The organism is Ruegeria sp. CF8 (genome assembly GCF_056537285.1).
In genome coordinates this window covers 96981-112580 of sequence record NZ_JBQFRG010000012.1, presented here as the reverse complement: position 1 = coordinate 112580, position 15600 = coordinate 96981, and the positions used below count along the sequence as shown (strand labels likewise).

Here is a 15600-nt window from a genome sequence, read left to right as displayed (position 1 = left end):
CTATGACTGATGACGAACCGCAACCCGTCGCCTTTTACGACGAACATAAAATCTGGACTCCTGATCCAACGGCTGCCGACATGCAGGTCTATGACACCTTTGCCTCGGCTGTTGTGGATTTATTGCAGCTGTTGGATGACAACAAACCCATGTTGTCGAGGGATGTCTACGCACGCTTTTTTGCGTCTCTGCTGCATCTGTCCAGAGTGTTGGGTGAATACGAAGATGAATGGAGCCGGGAAAAATAGCTCAGTCAGTGACTGCACATAAACTGAAAGGCAAATACCCAAGGTCGTACTGCACCTGTGGCATTTCAAGAAACACGTTGCACCGGCGTAACTCGGGCATTAATGTTCTCTATATGTTCCATTAGAGGATTCCAACAATGTCACTTAACTATGTCATGATCGGTTCAAACGACGTTGTTAACGCACGCACGTATTATGACGCGGTTGTGTCCAGTATAGGCGGCAAAGTCGTCGCCGAATATATGCCTCATGCCGTCTGTTACGAGCTGCGAGGCGGTGGGTGCATGTGGGTAGCGACGCCGTTCAACCAAGAAGCCGCCACTGTTGGAAATGGCAATATGGTTGGCCTTGCGTGCCAAAGCAAAGAAGAAGTGAAAGAAGCACATGCAGCCGCTTTGGCCAATGGCGGGACAAACGAAGGTGATCCGGGCGATCGCCCGCGATATGGTCCCAATTTCTTTGGTGCCTATGCGCGCGACCCGGACGGAAACAAGATGAGTTTTGTTTACCTGGGTGAAGATGGCTGACTGCTGAAACCAAGCTTTGCATCGGCTTCACAGTCTGAAAGAGAGTTTACTCCAACCCCTCTTCATCCAGTAAATGCCGTCCTTGCCGGTCCTCGACCTCGATCACCCAGAGATCAGGATCAAAGCTGCGTTGTTTGGTGATGGCGGCATCCACATCCGTTTCATCCCCGCTGGACAGTTCGACCCATTTGCGCGCGCCAGACATCAGGTCAAAGCTGCGTTGGAATGCGATTGCCTGCCCGTCCAGCGTGTTGAGCTTGACCAGAACGGCCCCAGCGGTGTCGTCACCATGGGCCACAACAAACGCCGGGATTTCCTGAAACCGAAGCCGCGCCAGATAGGCATGGACCCAGAATTCAGCAGTTAGCCGGGTCATGCGTTGCCGTCTTTGAAGTCCAGACCCATCTCTGAATACCGCTCGGATTCTTCCAGCCAGTTCGGCCGGACTTTGACCTGTAGGAACAGATGGATCTTACGGTCCAGGAATTCTTCCAACTCGGCCCGCGCCGCTTGACTGACCGCTTTGATTGTCTCGCCGCGCTTGCCAAGAACGATGCCCTTGTGGCCGTCGCGCATGACGTAAATGACCTGATCGATCTTTGCGGAACCGTCTTTACGCTCTTCCCAGTTTTCAGTCTCGACAGTCAGCTGGTACGGCAGTTCCTGATGCAGGCGCAGAGTCAGTTTTTCGCGCGTCATTTCAGCAGCGATCATGCGCAAAGGCAGATCGGCGATCTGATCTTCGGGATAGAGCCACGGTCCTTCGGGCAGTTCCGACGCCAGCCACTTGCGCAAATCATCTACACCATGGCCCTTTTCAGCCGAGATCATGAAGGTCTCGGCAAACGGATAGCGGGCGTTCAGGTCGCTGGTCAGCGCCAACAGTTTTTCAGACGGCACCTTGTCGATTTTGTTGATCGCCAGCGCGATGGTCCGGCCTTGCCCGATCTCTTCCAGACCTTCAAGAATGCGTTCAACCCCTTCGGTGATACCGCGATGTGCCTCGACCATCAGGACAACAACATCTGCATCCGCGGCCCCACCCCAAGCAGCGGCGACCATGGCGCGGTCCAAGCGGCGGCGGGGTTTGAACAGGCCCGGCGTGTCGACAAACACCAACTGCGCGTCACCCTCCATCGCCACGCCGCGAATGCGCGCGCGCGTGGTTTGCACCTTATGCGTCACGATCGAGACCTTGGCCCCAACCATGCGGTTTAAAAGGGTGGATTTGCCCGCGTTGGGCTCTCCGATCAGGGCGATAAATCCGGCGCGTGTGGTCATATATCTGGCGTTCCTGTGTGCAATTGCGCTCTGCTATAGCAGAAAGGGTCTGTGGGCCAGAGGGATTTGTCGCATTGCAGCCATGCATCAGCAGTGGCAGGACGTGCACAGACACCCAGCCGGTCCCAGCCCGGTGACACATCCGTTCAGTGAGGTCCTCATGAAACGTCGCGAGTTTCTTCTTGGAAGCGGTGCTGCCGCTGGCGTGGCCGGTTTAGGCGGTTTGTCCGTGGCAGCCACTGGTTCCACGCAAGAACTGGTGCTGCAGCCTGCCAGCTACAGGTTGCGCGATCAACTGACCACGGGGATGGTCAGCCTGTCGCCGGACGCACCGCCACAGGTTCTTTATGGAAAGCAGGGTCAGAGGATGCGACTGACGGTACGCAATACTTTGCCCGACTATACCGCGATGCACTGGCATGGGCTGCGCATCACCAACGAAATGGACGGCGTGCCCTACCTGACCCAAAAGCCCATCGGCGAGGGTGAGAGCTTTGCCTATGAATTCACGCCACCGGATGCCGGGACGTACTGGTATCACCCTCATTGCATGACGATGGATCAGATAGCCCACGGCCTGACCGGTGTCATGGTGATTGCCGAGCCCGAAAACCCCGGCTTTGACAGTGAGCAAGTGATCAATCTGCGCGATTTCCGGCTGGATGAAGACGACGCGTTTCTGCCCGCTTACACCGCGCGCGGCGCGGCGCGCGCAGGAACGTTTGGCAATGTTCAGACTGCAAATTGGCTGACAGAAGCTTTGTATGATCATGCGGCGGGCAGTCTTGTGCGGCTGCGTGTGGTCAACACCGACACGACCCGGATCTACAAACTACATTTTGAAGGTGCCGAGGCCCGGATCATCGCCTGGGACGGGCATCCGGTTGAGGTTGACCTGGCTTTACCGACCGCGGACGCGCCCCTTTGGTTAGGTCCGGGACAGCGGGTGGATTTTGCGGTCCGGATGCCAGATAGGGAAGGTCAATCCGCAGATTTGATGGCGAAGTTTCCCGGGCAGAAGCACCGAGCCATGGCACGCTTGCGGGCAACAGGGCAATCAGAAGACCGCAGCTTGAAAGAGCTACATCCTTTGCGAGTCAACCCCGTACAACGACCCAATCTGGATCAGGCAGAACTGCACGAGTTCGTGTTCGGCTGGACGCCCGAAGGAGGTGCCCCAAACGACGGGTTCTGCGGGTCGCTGGGTTATAGCTTTTGGTCTATCAACCGCACACCGTGGCCCGGGGATGCAGCGCAGGGCACCGGACCGTTGGCCGTGCTGAAGCAGGGCAAGAGTTATGTCCTGCGACTGCGCAATGAATCGCCCAACCTGCATCCGATCCACCTGCACGGGTTGGCTTTTTTGCCGCTGAAATCGAACCTCCGTCAGCTGCCGCCATTGATGACCGATACAATGCTTTTACTGAAGGATGAGATCATCGACATCGCGCTGGTTGCGGACAATCCCGGTGACTGGGCGTTTCATTGTCATGTGATCGAACACCAGAAAACCGGGCTGGCCGGGTTCATTCGGGTCGCTTAAAGACAGGGTAAGTGTTGCCAGTCCGAAAGAAAGGGGGCCAGCCCCCTCGCCCGGATTCTATCCGGGCTCACCCCCGAGATATTTTTGGCCAGATGAAGTGGATCTGGTCAGGTGCAGCAGATCACTGCGGCAGGGAGGACAGCAAAGCCTTAGCCGCTGCCTGTTCGGCTTGCCTTTTGGAACCCGCTGTGGCCAGTGCCTCAGTGCCGTCCTGAAGACGGGCGGCGATGGTGAAGATCGGGGCGTGGTCAGGGCCGCTACGCTTGATCTCGACATATGAGGGCGGTTTTTGACCTCGGGCCTGCGCCCATTCCTGCAACGACGTTTTGGCGTCGCGCGCGTCAGCTTCCACCGTGTGAATGCGGTCGCCCCAAAGGGCCAGAATGACATCGCGCGCTGCCTCGAACCCTGCGTCGCGGTAAATTGCGGCAATCACGGCTTCCATTGCGTCGCCCAACAGGGCTTGTTTGCGGCGGCCACCAGATAACATCTCGGACCGGCCCAGCTTCAGCACCCCGCCCAGATCGATCTGGCGGGCCACATCGGCGCAAGCCTCTTTCCGGACCAGTGCGTTGAATCGGGGGGCCAATTGGCCTTCGGATGCCGTCTTGTCGGCCTCAAGCAGAGCCGTGGCCATGACAAGGCCCAGCACGCGGTCGCCCAGAAATTCAAGCCGTTGATTGTCGGGCCTTGTGGACGACGAGACCGAGCCATGTGTCAGCGCACGTACCAGCAATTCAGGATTGGCGAACTCATACCCCAAACGCTGCTGGAACGCCTTTATTTCAGCTGAAAGCTTCAATTGACCGCCTTGAAGAACCGGTCACCGCGCCAGGTCCAGAAGAACAGCATCGACCGGCCAGCAGATGAGAACATGATGCGATCAGCCCGGCCGATCAGGTTTTCGTAAGGCACGTAGCCTACGCCACCCGCAGATTGGGGAAGGCGGCTGTCGGCAGAGTTGTCGCGGTTGTCACCCATAAAGAAGTAGTGGCCTTCGGGCACGTTGTAGATGCCGGTGTTGTCCGATCCCTGGTTCCCGATATTCAGCACGTCATACGAGACGCCGTTGGGCAAAGTTTCAATCAGGCGCGATTTTTCGCATGCACCGCCAATACCAACAGGTCCGTTTTCGCAGCGAGGGCGCAGGCGTTGCGGGCCTTGCGGCTCGGCAACTTCAGTGAATACGCCATCAGGCTGCTGAGGAACCGGAACATCGTTCAGGATGATCTGACCTTCGCGGATCTGGATACGATCACCCGGCAAACCAATCAGGCGCTTGATATAGTCGCGACCTGTGACCGGATGACGGAAAACGATGACATCGCCGCGCTCGGGCTCGCCACCCCAGATGCGGCTGTCACCGTCACCCTGCATCCATCCGCAGATATCCTCGGCATCCACGTTCAGTCCAACGCTTGGGATGATCAGGCTCGGACAGGACGCGTAGGAATAGCCATAGGTCATCTTGTTGACGAAGAGGAAATCACCGATCAGCAGCGTTTCCTTCATTGAGCCCGAGGGGATCCAGAACGGCTGAAAGAAGAGGGTGCGGAATACGCCCGCAATCAACAGAGCATAGACGATGGTTTTGATCGTCTCCCAGATGCCGCTTCCGGTTTTGGCTTCCTCGGCCATACTGCTCTCTCCAGTCTATGCGTGGTTGGGGTGCTACATGCGGGTCAGGTGGGGGCAAGTCAAGGCTGCGCGGGCGCTTCTTGAAGCGGACGCGCCTCGATCACCACAAAGGCCTGTGCCCAGGGGTGATCATCGGTCAGGGTGACGTGGATGATCGCCTCGTGCCCGTCAGGGGTCATTTCCTTAAGGCGTTCGGCGGCCCAGCCGGTGACGTGCATGACAGGCTGGCCAGTGCGTAGATTGGAGACCGCCATGTCTTTCCACGAAATGCCCATGCGCAGGCCGGTGCCGAGCGCCTTGGAACACGCCTCTTTCGCCGCCCAACGTTTGGCGTAGGTGCCAGCCGTATCATGGCGGCGCTCGGCTTTGCGTTGTTCGGTTTCAGTGAAGACACGATTGCGGAAGCGATCACCAAAGCGATCAAGCGTGCCTTGAATGCGGTCGATATTTGCAAGGTCTGTGCCGATGCCGAGGATCATGACAACCGTACCGTCAGGATCTTGTAGCTCGCGACACCAAAGAACCCGGCAAAGGCGAAATCGAACCAGCGCCGGGCGCGGCGGTAGGTGCGGACCATACGCACGGAAGAAAACAGAAACGCGTAGCCGATGAAAATCAGCAACGATCCGGCGTAAAGCATGGCGAAATAACCCAGCAGCATCGACAGGCTGGCATCATTGGGCGCGACAATGGCATAGATCGAGCCCCAGCTGAGGATCGCTTTGGGATTGGTCAGGTGGATCGCAGCACCCTTGGCAAAGATCGTCGGAAGCGAACCGGTGACAGGTTTGCCCAAGGCGACCTCATCCGAGTTCATCGCGCGGCGCAGGGCCTTGAAGGCCAGCCAGCCAAGATAGGCGACACCGACGTACCGGATCACTTCGAACACCCAGACATTGGCCAGCATGATCGCCGACAAACCCAGCGCAGCGGCTATGCCCCAAGCGGCAGATCCGGCACAGATGCCCAGCGCAAAGACGAGACCGGCGCGGCGGCCTTCGTTCATCGCAGTTCCGGCAATACCCATCGTGGCAGGCCCCGGAGAGCCGCCGGCCATCAGCCAGGCCAGCCAGATGGCCACAAAGCCGGGCGTGATCACGAGCGGGCCTCGTCCATCAGGCGGCGCATTTCCTGAATGGCGGGGGTGAGTCCCAGAAAGATCGATTCACCAATCAGGAAGTGACCGATATTCAGCTCCTTCACTTCGGGGAAGGCGGCAATCGGTTGTACGCTGTCATAGGTCAATCCGTGCCCCGCATGAACCTCGAGCCCCAGAGAATGGGCAAAGGTGGACATTTGGCGCAGCGCCTCAAGCTCGCGGGCGGCGTCTTCCTTACGGCCTTCGGCATGTGCATCGCAATAAGCGCCTGTGTGCAGCTCGATCACCTCTGCACCAATGCGATGTGCAGCCTCGATCTGGCGTTGATCGGCAGCAATGAAGATCGACACGCGGCAGCCGACATCGCGCAGCGGCGCGATGAAATGGGCCAGTTTGTTTTCCTCGCGCGCAACTTCCAACCCGCCTTCTGTGGTGCGCTCCTCGCGCTTTTCGGGGACAATGCAAACCGCATGGGGTTTGTGGCGCAGAGCAATTTTCTGCATCTCGTCTGTCGCGGCCATTTCAAAGTTCAATGGCACCGACAGAACCTCCATCAACCCGTCGATATCAGCGTCCGAGATATGGCGACGGTCTTCGCGCAGGTGGGCGGTGATGCCGTCGGCGCCTGCCTCTTCCGCCAGTTTGGCGGCGCGCAGCGGATCGGGATAGGCCCCGCCCCGTGCATTGCGCACGGTGGCGACGTGATCGATGTTCACACCCAGACGCAGATCGTTCTCAGACATCTCTCGATTCCTTTTTCAGTTTCGCGGCGGAGCCTAGTGGCTTTGCCTCCGGAACGGCAGTCGATTTTTCAGCCAAACGTTTGATTTCCTCGAACTTCGCTTTGATCCTGGCGCGGCGGCGTTGTTGATAGGTGAGGATAAGTGGCAGGCTCAGATAATAGCAGATCACACCGGCCACAATGCCGGGAATGATGCCGCCAATCATATAAGGGAAAAAGACGTCATCGTAGAACTGGTCCAGCCCACGCCAGTCTGCCACGCGGTCGGTGAACAAGGCCAGAAAGTTGTTCTTTAGGTCACCGATGGCATCGGCGAACTTCCCCATCAGCCCCTGCGTGTCACCCTCTTCGTATTTGGTGCCCAAAAGAAAATGCCCGGTTTGAAGGCAGATGACACCGATTGGCACATAAGTCAGTGGATTTCCAAAAAACGTACCGCTGAGCGCCGCCAGGATATTTCCCTTGATCAGACGCGCACCAATGGCTGCGACCAGAAAATGCAGCCCATAGAACGGGGTAAAGGCTGCGAAGACTCCTGCCCCAATACCACGCGCAATTCGGTCAGGGGTGTCCGGCAGACGGCGGACACGATGTTTTACATAGTGAAAAGCGCGGGTCCACCCGCCGCGCGGATAGACAAACTCCGACGCGACTTGGACAGCAGAGCGTCGGTCTCGGCGCTTGAATACCACGCGTGATCACCCCTTCTCAGCCAGCCGCGGTTGCGGTCTTGGTCCGGTCTCTGTGCCGTTCGACGGCTGCAACGTCGCTTTCCGCCTCGAGCATCAGCATCAGTGAGTGCAGCTGTTCAAGGTCGCGCAGTTCGACATTGATCAACAGACGGTAAAAATCCGGTTTGCGGTCAACAAATTCCAGGTTCGAAATATTGGCCTTTTTCTCACCGATCAATGTGCAAATTCGCCCCAGAACCCCGGCATCGTTGCCGATGGTCAGATCCAGCGTCGCACCGTACACGGCTGGGTGGGTGCCTGAATGCCAGTGCAGATCGACCCAGCGGTCGGGTTCACCTTCGAATTCGCTCAGCCGGTCGCAGTCGATGGCATGTACCACCACGCCTTTGCCCCGGTAGGTGATGCCAACGATCCGCTCGCCAGGCAGAGGCTGACAACACGGCGCACGGTCGAATTTCTGACCCGGCTCAAGGCCAATCACCGCGCGACGCAGCGGAATGGCGTCACCGTCGTCTTTGGCCAGTTCCGGATAGACGGCTTCGACCACCTCATGCGCCGTCAATTCCGCGCTGCCCAGACGGGCCAACAGCTCGTGCCGGTCTTTCAGACGCAGGTGTTTGGCAGCCGTATCCAGCGCCTTGTCCGTTGCCTTGCGGCCAACATGTTCGAAACCGGAACGGGCCAGTTCCTTGCCCAGCTTGATGAACCGCTCTCTGTCGACCTCGCGCAGGGCGCGTCGGATGGCAGTTCGGGCCTTGCCGGTGACAGCAATCTCAAGCCAGGTGACCTGCGGTGTCTGACCATCAGCTGTGATAATGTCCACCGACTGACCATTCTTAAGCCGTGTCCACAGCGGCACACGAATGCCGTCTACCTTGGCCCCGACACAGGCATGGCCGATCCGGGTGTGGATGGCATAAGCAAAATCAATCGGCGTTGCCCCACGCGGCAGCTTCACAACATCCCCTTTGGGCGTGAAGCAGAACACCTGGTCGGAATACATTTCCAGCTTGACCGCTTCGAGAAAATCTTCGTGATCTTCCTCATTGTCGAACTGCTCGGTCAGGTTCGAAATCCACTTGGCCGGGTCAACGGCAAACGGGTTCTCGGTGCGCACACCGTCGCGATAGGACCAATGCGCCGCAACGCCGGTTTCAGCCACGTCGTGCATCTGACGAGTACGGATTTGAACTTCGACTCGTTTACCGTCACGCCCCGAGACAGTGGTGTGAATCGAACGGTAGCCATTTGATTTTGGCTGGCTGATGTAATCCTTGAATCGCCCCGGCACCGCGCGCCAGCGCTGGTGAATCGCGCCAAGGGTGCGATAGCAGTCTTCCTCGGACCCCGTGATGATGCGGAAGCCATAGATGTCGGACAGGCGCGAAAAGCCCTGATCCTTTTCCTGCATCTTACGCCAGATCGAATAAGGTTTCTTGGCGCGGCCGAAGACCTCGGCCTCGATGCCGGCTTTTTCCAACTCGTGCCGCATATCGCCGGTGATGCGGTGGATCACGTCACCGGTTTCGCGTTGCAGCGTGATAAAACGCCGGATGATCGACTGGCGACCTTCGGGATTCAGCACACGGAAAGCAAGGTCTTCCAACTCTTCGCGCATCCATTGCATACCCATCCGGCCTGCCAATGGCGCATAGATATCCATCGTCTCGCGCGCTTTGATCACCTGCTTTTCTGGTCGCATCGCCTTGATCGTGCGCATGTTGTGCAGACGGTCAGCCAGCTTTACCAGAATAACCCGCAGATCCTTGGACATGGCCATGAACAACTTGCGAAAGTTCTCGGCCTGCTTGGTCTCGCGGCTGGACAGTTGCAAGTTGGTCAATTTGGTCACGCCGTCGACAAGCTTAGCGACTTCATCCCCAAACAGTTCGGCGACCTTGCGATAGTTGGCTTTGGTGTCTTCGATCGTGTCGTGCAGAAGCGCCGTAATAATAGTCGCATCATCCAAACGCTGTTCGGTCAAGATGGCGGCAACTGCAACGGGATGCGTAAAGTAGGGCTCACCGGAATGGCGAAATTGCCCGTCATGCATCTGCTGGCCGAACTCGTACGCCAGCGTGATGCGATCAGCATTTGTCTTGGGATTGTAGTTGCGGACCAGCGCAATCAGGTCGTCTTCAGAAATCATCCGGTCCGCACCTTCGTTTTTAGGGCTTACCCCTGTCCCTGAGCCTCCATCAGAGCGCGCAGGAGTTTTTCTTCGGACATGTCGTCCATGGCAGGCTTGTCCGATTCGGCACCCATCAGCAGCGCCATCTGATCTTCTTCCGGCTCATCGACCTCGATCTGGGTCTGGTTGGCCTCGATCAGACGCTCGCGCAAGTCATCCGCGCTCTGAGTTTCGTCGGCGATTTCGCGCAGAGATACGACAGGGTTCTTGTCGTTGTCACGGTCAACGGTAATCGCAGCACCAGCGGAAATTTCGCGCGCCCGATGGGCGGCAAGCATCACCAGCTCGAACCGGTTTGGAACCTTATCTACGCAATCTTCAACCGTCACGCGGGCCATGGGGCGCTCTCCGTTTCTGAATCCATGTCAGGAAGAGGTTTATCTAAGCGCGAATCCGCGCCTTGACAAGCATGAAATGCTGCATTTGCGAGGATCACAGCGGTGTGACCGCCTCAACTTCGGCCAAAGGTAAGTCGGCGATCATCTGCGAAACCGAGCGTTCCAGAACCGGATGGCACCAGTCGGGCGCAATATCCGCCATGGGAACCAGCACAAAAGCGCGATCCTGCAGGCGCGGATGGGGCAGGATCAGTTGATCGGGTGCTTCGTTCTGCTGTGCGTCAGGATGTAACGTCAGCCAGCGATCGAACATCGCCCGATCCGGCAACACCAGATCGTCAAAGCAAACAAGATCCAGATCCAGCGTCCGCATACCCCAGCGTTGTATCCGTTCGCGCCCGAACTCATGTTCAACTGCATGAAGCACGCGCAAAAGTTCGGTTGGTGACTTCTCGGTGGCAATCAGGGCCGCCGCATTCACATAGTCAGGACCCGCACCCACGGGGAAACAGGGGGTTGCAAAAAACCGGCTGACTGACCGAATCACCACCCCCTGACGCGCAATGGCGTCAAGTGCATTTCGAAGTGTCATTGCGGGCTCATTTCCTCTCAAACTGAGATTTGCACCCAGCGCAACAACGGCATTTGACAACGAATTGCTCATCTAGCACCCTATATTCGACACATTGCATACTTGCGATAACCGGCAAAAGTTCTAATTATAGACCGACAGAACGCGCCAATTCATCACTCACTCACTCATCTAGCGGTGCGGTCTGTATTATACCGGAAGGGACTATTTATGTTTTATAAGGACGAACGGCTAGCGCTGTTCATCGACGGCTCGAATCTTTATGCCGCGGCAAAAGCACTCGGTTTCGACATAGACTACAAACTTCTGCGGCAGGAATTCATGCGCCGTGGCAAGTTGCTTCGGGCTTTCTATTACACAGCGCTCCTGGAAAACGACGAGTATTCGCCGATCCGCCCATTGGTTGACTGGCTGCATTACAACGGCTTCACCATGGTCACGAAACCGGCCAAGGAATACACCGACAGCATGGGGCGTCGGAAAGTCAAAGGTAATATGGACATTGAACTTACCGTTGATGCCATGGAGCTTGCGCCGCGTGTGGATCATATTGTGCTGTTCTCGGGCGATGGGGATTTCCGCCCGCTGATCGCCAGCCTGCAACGCCAAGGCGTGCGCGTTTCCGTTGTATCGACCATCCGCAGCCAGCCACCGATGATTTCGGACGAACTGCGCCGTCAGGCCGACAACTTCATCGAACTGGAAGATCTGCGTGACGTGATCGGTCGCCCGCCACGTGAAATGCCGGCCGAGCCGCGCAACGTAGCGATGGCCGGCAACAGCTAATCTGGCACACGCTTTTTTGATGGGGAAAAATTCGCGCGGTCAGGACCAGGGTCCTGGCCGCGCTTCTTTAACAATGAACAGGTGCTGAAACACAACTTGGCTAGCATCGATTCGTGTCAGTTGAATGACGATCTCCTGTCTGGACCAAGGCCGGGAAAAGACTTACCTGTGCCCTAAGGAGACACTCAATGACAAAGCCACCACTGACACTTTACCTTGCCGCTCCCCGGGGTTTTTGCGCCGGTGTGGATCGCGCCATCAAAATCGTTGAAATGGCCCTGCAAAAATGGGGCCCTCCGGTCTATGTGCGCCACGAGATTGTGCACAACAAGTTTGTCGTCGACGGGCTGCGGGCCAAAGGGGCCGTCTTTGTCGAAGAGCTGCACGAATGCCCCGATGATCGTCCGGTGATCTTTTCTGCCCATGGCGTACCGAAATCGGTTCCTGCCGAGGCCGCCAAGCGCGAAATGATCTATGTCGACGCCACCTGCCCGCTGGTCTCGAAAGTGCATGTCGAGGCACAGCGCCATGCGGATGCAGGGTTGCAGATGATCATGATCGGCCACAAGGGCCACCCCGAAACCGTTGGCACCATGGGACAGTTACCCGAAGGCGATGTTCTGTTGGTCGAAACCGTCGAGGATGTGGCCACGGTTGATGTGCGCAATCCCGAAAAGCTTGCCTATGTCACCCAAACCACCCTGTCGGTTGATGACACCAAAGACATCATAGCTGCGCTTCAGACCAGGTTCCCGGCAATCGTCGGACCACATAAGGAAGACATCTGCTACGCCACCACGAACCGGCAAGAGGCCGTCAAGGCCGTGGCACCCAAGGCAGACGCCCTGTTGGTTGTGGGCGCGCCGAACTCATCGAATTCGCGCCGTCTGGTTGAGGTCGCCTCGCGCGAGGGCTGCAAATACGCACAACTGGTGCAGCGCGCCACCGAGATCGACTGGCGCGCGCTCAAGGGCATCTCGACTGTGGCTGTCACCGCTGGTGCATCGGCCCCAGAGCTTTTGGTTAACGAAGTGATCGACGCCTTCCGCGCGCATTACGATGTCACTGTGGAATTGGTTGAAACCGCCACCGAAAACGTCGAGTTCAAAGTGCCGCGCGTCCTGAGGCAACCAGCGTGATCGGAGTACCAAAGGCACCGCTTTATCTGGGGTTGGCAGGGCTGATCCCGTTTGTCTGGGGTGCGTTGACCTATCTGAACGGCGACCTGAACGCTTGGGGCACACAGAACCTTGGCACGCGGTTTGTGGGCCCATATGTGCAGCTGTTCTATGGCTCGGTGATCCTGAGTTTCATGTCTGGTGTTTTGTGGGGGTTTGCCACCAAGACCTCGGGCAGCAAGGCAGGTCTGTGTTACACACTGTCGGTCCTGCCCGCGCTTTGGGCCTTTTTCATGACGGGCGGCGGGCCGGTGCAGGCGGGCACAAACCTGATGTACGGGTTCGCCGGTTTGCTGGTGCTGGATGCCCTGTTTTCTTATTGGCGGCTGACACCGGTTTGGTGGATGCGGTTACGCGTCCTGCTGACCGCCGTTGTTCTGGCCAGCCTTGCCGTCGGAGTATACCTGTGACCGATAAACGCACGATCGACGCATATACCAACAGGGTGGCCGAATACCTGAACATTCCCCTGCCCGAAGCACAGCTTGAGGCCAGACAAGCATTTGTAGATGCAGTCGTCGCAGGTGGACATGTTCTGGATCTGGGATCCGGGCCGGGATCAGATAGCAGTTTCCTTTTGCGTCAAGGATTGACGGTAAAGGCGCTGGATGCGACGCCTGCCTTCGTGGATCACGCCCGGCAGAACGGAGTGGACGCGTATCTGGGCACGTTCGATGACGTCACCGAAATCGCTGTCTATGACGGTGTTTACGCCAGCTTTTCTCTGCTGCACGCACCACGCACAGATTTCCCGCGACACCTGAAGGCGATTCACTCTGCTCTGAAGCCTAAGGGGCAGCTTTTTCTTGGCATGAAGCTGGGTACAGGAGAGCACAGGGACGAGTTGGATCGGTATTACACCTATTATACCGAAGCCGAGATCGAAGAAGCACTGACCCAAGCCGGGTTCACAATTGATCGCTCGGTCAAGGGAATGGGAACAGGTCTGGCCGGGTCTTACGAGGGTTTTATTCTGGTGTTCGCCCATGCCTGATTTGTATGCCTATACCGACGGTGCCTGTTCCGGCAATCCCGGCCCCGGAGGCTGGGGCGTGTTGCTGCGCGCGATGGACGGGGACACTGTCTTGAAAGAGCGTGAGTTAAACGGGGGCGAGGCCGAGACAACCAACAACCGAATGGAACTGCTGGCCGCCATTTCCGCGCTGGAGACGCTGGAGCGCCCGTCTAAAATCACTATCGTGACCGACAGCGCCTATGTGAAGAACGGCGTCACCGGCTGGATCTTTGGCTGGAAGCGCAATGGCTGGAAAACCTCGAACAAGAAGCCGGTCAAGAATGTCGATCTGTGGCAACGTCTGGACGAAGCACAGGGACGGCATGATGTGACCTGGGAATGGGTCAAGGGTCACGCGGGCCACCCCGAGAATGAAAAGGCCGATGAACTGGCTCGTTCCGGCATGGCCCCATTCAAACCCAAGAAGGCGCAGGCGTGACCGCGCTGACACTGCTGGATTATGCCTCGGTCCTGATCTTTGCACTGACCGGGGCCTTGGTGGCAAGCCGCGCGCAGCTGGATCTGGTGGGGTTTGCCTTCATGGCCTGCCTGACGGCAGTCGGGGGCGGCACCGTGCGTGATCTGTTGTTGGACCGGCACCCGATCTTTTGGATCGGCCAGCCGGATTACATCCTGATCGCCGTCGCGGCTGCGGTATTGGTTTTCTTTACCGCACATCTGATGGAAAGCCGTTACAACTGGCTGGTCTGGCTGGACAGTTTCGCTTTGTCGGTTGCAGTCGCCGCCGGTACTGGCGCTGCACTTTCGTTGGATCAATCCGGTGTCATAGTTGTGTTGATGGGCGTGACGACCGGATGTCTGGGCGGGTTGATGCGCGATGTCGTCTGCAACGAGGTTCCGCTGGTACTGAAACAGGGCGAGCTTTATGTTTCATGCGCATTTACAGGCGCGCTGACAGCGGTGATTGCTGTCCGGCTTGGATTGGAACCCGCGCTCTCACTGGCTCTTTGTGCGCTGGTTTGCTGGGCGTTGCGGGCGGGTTCTTTGACGTTTGGATGGCAATTGCCCGTCTACAAAAGTCGCCCGCCACGCAGCTAGGCCAGCCGGTGGACGCAACAGAACTGTGCTGATACCTCTTTGGGCAGTACAATTCGGCGAGGCCCATGATGACCCTCAGATTCACATCCCTAGCAGCTTGTCTGGCTCTGCTGGCCTCGTGTGGCGACTTTTATACGCCTGTCAGTTTCGTTGCACAGGGCGACCAGATCATTGCGTCAGGCACGATTGATGAAACAACGCTTTCGGCATTTGAGGAAGTCGTTGCTGAAAATCCCGATGCCCGAACTCTGGTCCTGCAATACATCGAAGGATCAGTGGATGACGATGCCAATGTCATCTTCAGCCGCGAGGTGCACAAGGCCGGTTTCGATACAGTCGTACCCTCAGATGGTCTGGTTGCCAGCGGGGGCACCGATCTGTTTCTGGCCGGAAACCGCCGCATCTTGCAACCGGGGGCCTGTGTCGGCGTTCACAGCTGGGCCGGATCGGGATTGGTCGCGACCGAGTTGCCCGAAGACGACCCGGAACATGACCGATATCTGGACTATTTCAAAGACATCGGCGTGGATGAAGAATTTTACTGGTATACCCTCTTCGCAGCCCCGGCCGAAAGCATGCACTGGATGACCGCTGCTGAGGCGAACCGCCACGATATGACCACCAAGGGTGCCCCGGCCCTTGGTTCGGCTACGGTGTGCGACGCGCGCTGA

General features: G+C 57.7%; 21 protein-coding genes. 10 read left to right on the top strand and 11 right to left on the bottom strand.

Translation table 11 applies throughout. The features are described 5' to 3' along the window. Nucleotides 1–2: 2 nt before the first annotated feature. Both ACR0EV_RS21725 and ACR0EV_RS21720 read left to right on the top strand, forming a co-directional pair. Nucleotides 3–248, top strand: a complete 246-nt coding sequence (locus ACR0EV_RS21725) for a hypothetical protein (protein ID WP_480802000.1) — start codon at nt 3–5, stop codon at nt 246–248. Between the two features lie 137 nt (nt 249–385). After that, nucleotides 386–775, top strand: coding sequence for a VOC family protein (locus ACR0EV_RS21720; protein ID WP_480801999.1), 390 nt, complete (start codon nt 386–388; stop codon nt 773–775). A gap of 46 nt (nt 776–821) precedes the next feature. Here ACR0EV_RS21720 and ACR0EV_RS21715 read toward each other — a convergent pair whose 3' ends face one another. Both ACR0EV_RS21715 and era read right to left on the bottom strand, forming a co-directional pair. After that, nucleotides 822–1151: a DUF1491 family protein gene (locus ACR0EV_RS21715; RefSeq protein ID WP_480801998.1), complete on the bottom strand. Its 330-nt coding sequence runs from the start codon at nt 1149–1151 to the stop codon at nt 822–824. Further along, nucleotides 1148–2056, bottom strand: a complete 909-nt coding sequence (gene era, locus ACR0EV_RS21710; RefSeq protein ID WP_170428777.1) for a GTPase Era — start codon at nt 2054–2056, stop codon at nt 1148–1150. The genes ACR0EV_RS21715 and era overlap by 4 nt, the downstream gene beginning before the upstream one ends. Before the next feature lie 160 nt (nt 2057–2216). Between era and ACR0EV_RS21705 the strand changes: the two genes are divergently transcribed. After that, on the top strand, nt 2217–3599 hold the full coding sequence (locus ACR0EV_RS21705) for a multicopper oxidase family protein (RefSeq protein WP_480801997.1): 1383 nt from the start codon (nt 2217–2219) through the stop codon (nt 3597–3599). A gap of 121 nt (nt 3600–3720) precedes the next feature. On the opposite strand, the gene rnc is transcribed toward ACR0EV_RS21705, so the two are convergent. The 9 genes from rnc to folK all read right to left on the bottom strand — a co-directional run bounded on the left by rnc (nt 3721) and on the right by folK (nt 10963). Beyond that, nucleotides 3721–4401, bottom strand: a complete 681-nt coding sequence (gene rnc / locus ACR0EV_RS21700; RefSeq protein WP_480801996.1) for a ribonuclease III — start codon at nt 4399–4401, stop codon at nt 3721–3723. Continuing rightward, nucleotides 4398–5237 (bottom strand): signal peptidase I, encoded by an 840-nt coding sequence (gene lepB / locus ACR0EV_RS21695; RefSeq protein ID WP_480801995.1) that lies wholly within the window; start codon nt 5235–5237, stop codon nt 4398–4400. The genes rnc and lepB overlap by 4 nt, the downstream gene beginning before the upstream one ends. A 59-nt stretch (nt 5238–5296) precedes the next feature. Continuing rightward, nucleotides 5297–5716 carry a holo-ACP synthase gene (gene acpS / locus ACR0EV_RS21690; protein ID WP_480801994.1) on the bottom strand — a complete coding sequence of 140 codons (420 nt, stop codon included), beginning with the start codon at nt 5714–5716 and terminating at the stop codon, nt 5297–5299. Further along, the gene (locus ACR0EV_RS21685; RefSeq protein WP_480801993.1) at nt 5713–6336 is read right to left on the bottom strand and encodes a LysE family translocator; all 624 of its coding nucleotides are present in this window, start codon (nt 6334–6336) and stop codon (nt 5713–5715) included. Before ACR0EV_RS21685 ends, acpS begins: the two co-directional genes overlap by 4 nt. Further along, nucleotides 6333–7079 carry a pyridoxine 5'-phosphate synthase gene (locus ACR0EV_RS21680; RefSeq protein ID WP_480801992.1) on the bottom strand — a complete coding sequence of 249 codons (747 nt, stop codon included), beginning with the start codon at nt 7077–7079 and terminating at the stop codon, nt 6333–6335. Before ACR0EV_RS21680 ends, ACR0EV_RS21685 begins: the two co-directional genes overlap by 4 nt. Beyond that, nucleotides 7072–7770, bottom strand: coding sequence for a DUF2062 domain-containing protein (locus tag ACR0EV_RS21675; RefSeq protein WP_171096108.1), 699 nt, complete (start codon nt 7768–7770; stop codon nt 7072–7074). The genes ACR0EV_RS21680 and ACR0EV_RS21675 overlap by 8 nt, the downstream gene beginning before the upstream one ends. Nucleotides 7771–7786: 16 nt before the next feature. Continuing rightward, nucleotides 7787–9919, bottom strand: a complete 2133-nt coding sequence (locus ACR0EV_RS21670) for a RelA/SpoT family protein (protein WP_480801991.1) — start codon at nt 9917–9919, stop codon at nt 7787–7789. A 26-nt stretch (nt 9920–9945) separates the two neighbouring features. Further along, complete coding sequence (gene rpoZ / locus ACR0EV_RS21665) at nt 9946–10299, bottom strand: DNA-directed RNA polymerase subunit omega (protein ID WP_171096112.1); 354 nt, start codon at nt 10297–10299, stop codon at nt 9946–9948. Nucleotides 10300–10393: 94 nt separating this feature from the next. Further along, a complete protein-coding gene (folK, locus tag ACR0EV_RS21660) occupies nt 10394–10963 on the bottom strand; it encodes a 2-amino-4-hydroxy-6-hydroxymethyldihydropteridine diphosphokinase (RefSeq protein WP_480801990.1) in 570 nt (189 codons plus the stop codon). A 138-nt stretch (nt 10964–11101) separates the two neighbouring features. On the opposite strand from folK, the gene ACR0EV_RS21655 reads away from it, so the two are divergent. From ACR0EV_RS21655 to ACR0EV_RS21625, 7 genes are all read left to right on the top strand, one after another. After that, nucleotides 11102–11677 carry a LabA-like NYN domain-containing protein gene (locus ACR0EV_RS21655; protein ID WP_171096116.1) on the top strand — a complete coding sequence of 192 codons (576 nt, stop codon included), beginning with the start codon at nt 11102–11104 and terminating at the stop codon, nt 11675–11677. 188 nt (nt 11678–11865) lie between these two features. Beyond that, nucleotides 11866–12816 (top strand): 4-hydroxy-3-methylbut-2-enyl diphosphate reductase, encoded by a 951-nt coding sequence (ispH, locus tag ACR0EV_RS21650; protein WP_480801989.1) that lies wholly within the window; start codon nt 11866–11868, stop codon nt 12814–12816. Beyond that, on the top strand, nt 12813–13265 hold the full coding sequence (locus tag ACR0EV_RS21645; protein WP_480801988.1) for a DUF3429 domain-containing protein: 453 nt from the start codon (nt 12813–12815) through the stop codon (nt 13263–13265). The genes ispH and ACR0EV_RS21645 overlap by 4 nt, the downstream gene beginning before the upstream one ends. Then, entirely contained in the window at nt 13262–13849 is a 588-nt protein-coding gene (locus tag ACR0EV_RS21640) for a class I SAM-dependent methyltransferase (RefSeq protein ID WP_480801987.1), read from the top strand. Before ACR0EV_RS21645 ends, ACR0EV_RS21640 begins: the two co-directional genes overlap by 4 nt. Further along, nucleotides 13842–14309 carry a ribonuclease HI gene (gene rnhA / locus ACR0EV_RS21635; RefSeq protein ID WP_480801986.1) on the top strand — a complete coding sequence of 156 codons (468 nt, stop codon included), beginning with the start codon at nt 13842–13844 and terminating at the stop codon, nt 14307–14309. The genes ACR0EV_RS21640 and rnhA overlap by 8 nt, the downstream gene beginning before the upstream one ends. Beyond that, complete coding sequence (locus tag ACR0EV_RS21630; RefSeq protein ID WP_480801985.1) at nt 14306–14929, top strand: trimeric intracellular cation channel family protein; 624 nt, start codon at nt 14306–14308, stop codon at nt 14927–14929. The genes rnhA and ACR0EV_RS21630 overlap by 4 nt, the downstream gene beginning before the upstream one ends. A 68-nt stretch (nt 14930–14997) precedes the next feature. After that, complete coding sequence (locus tag ACR0EV_RS21625; protein ID WP_480801984.1) at nt 14998–15600, top strand: COG3904 family protein; 603 nt, start codon at nt 14998–15000, stop codon at nt 15598–15600.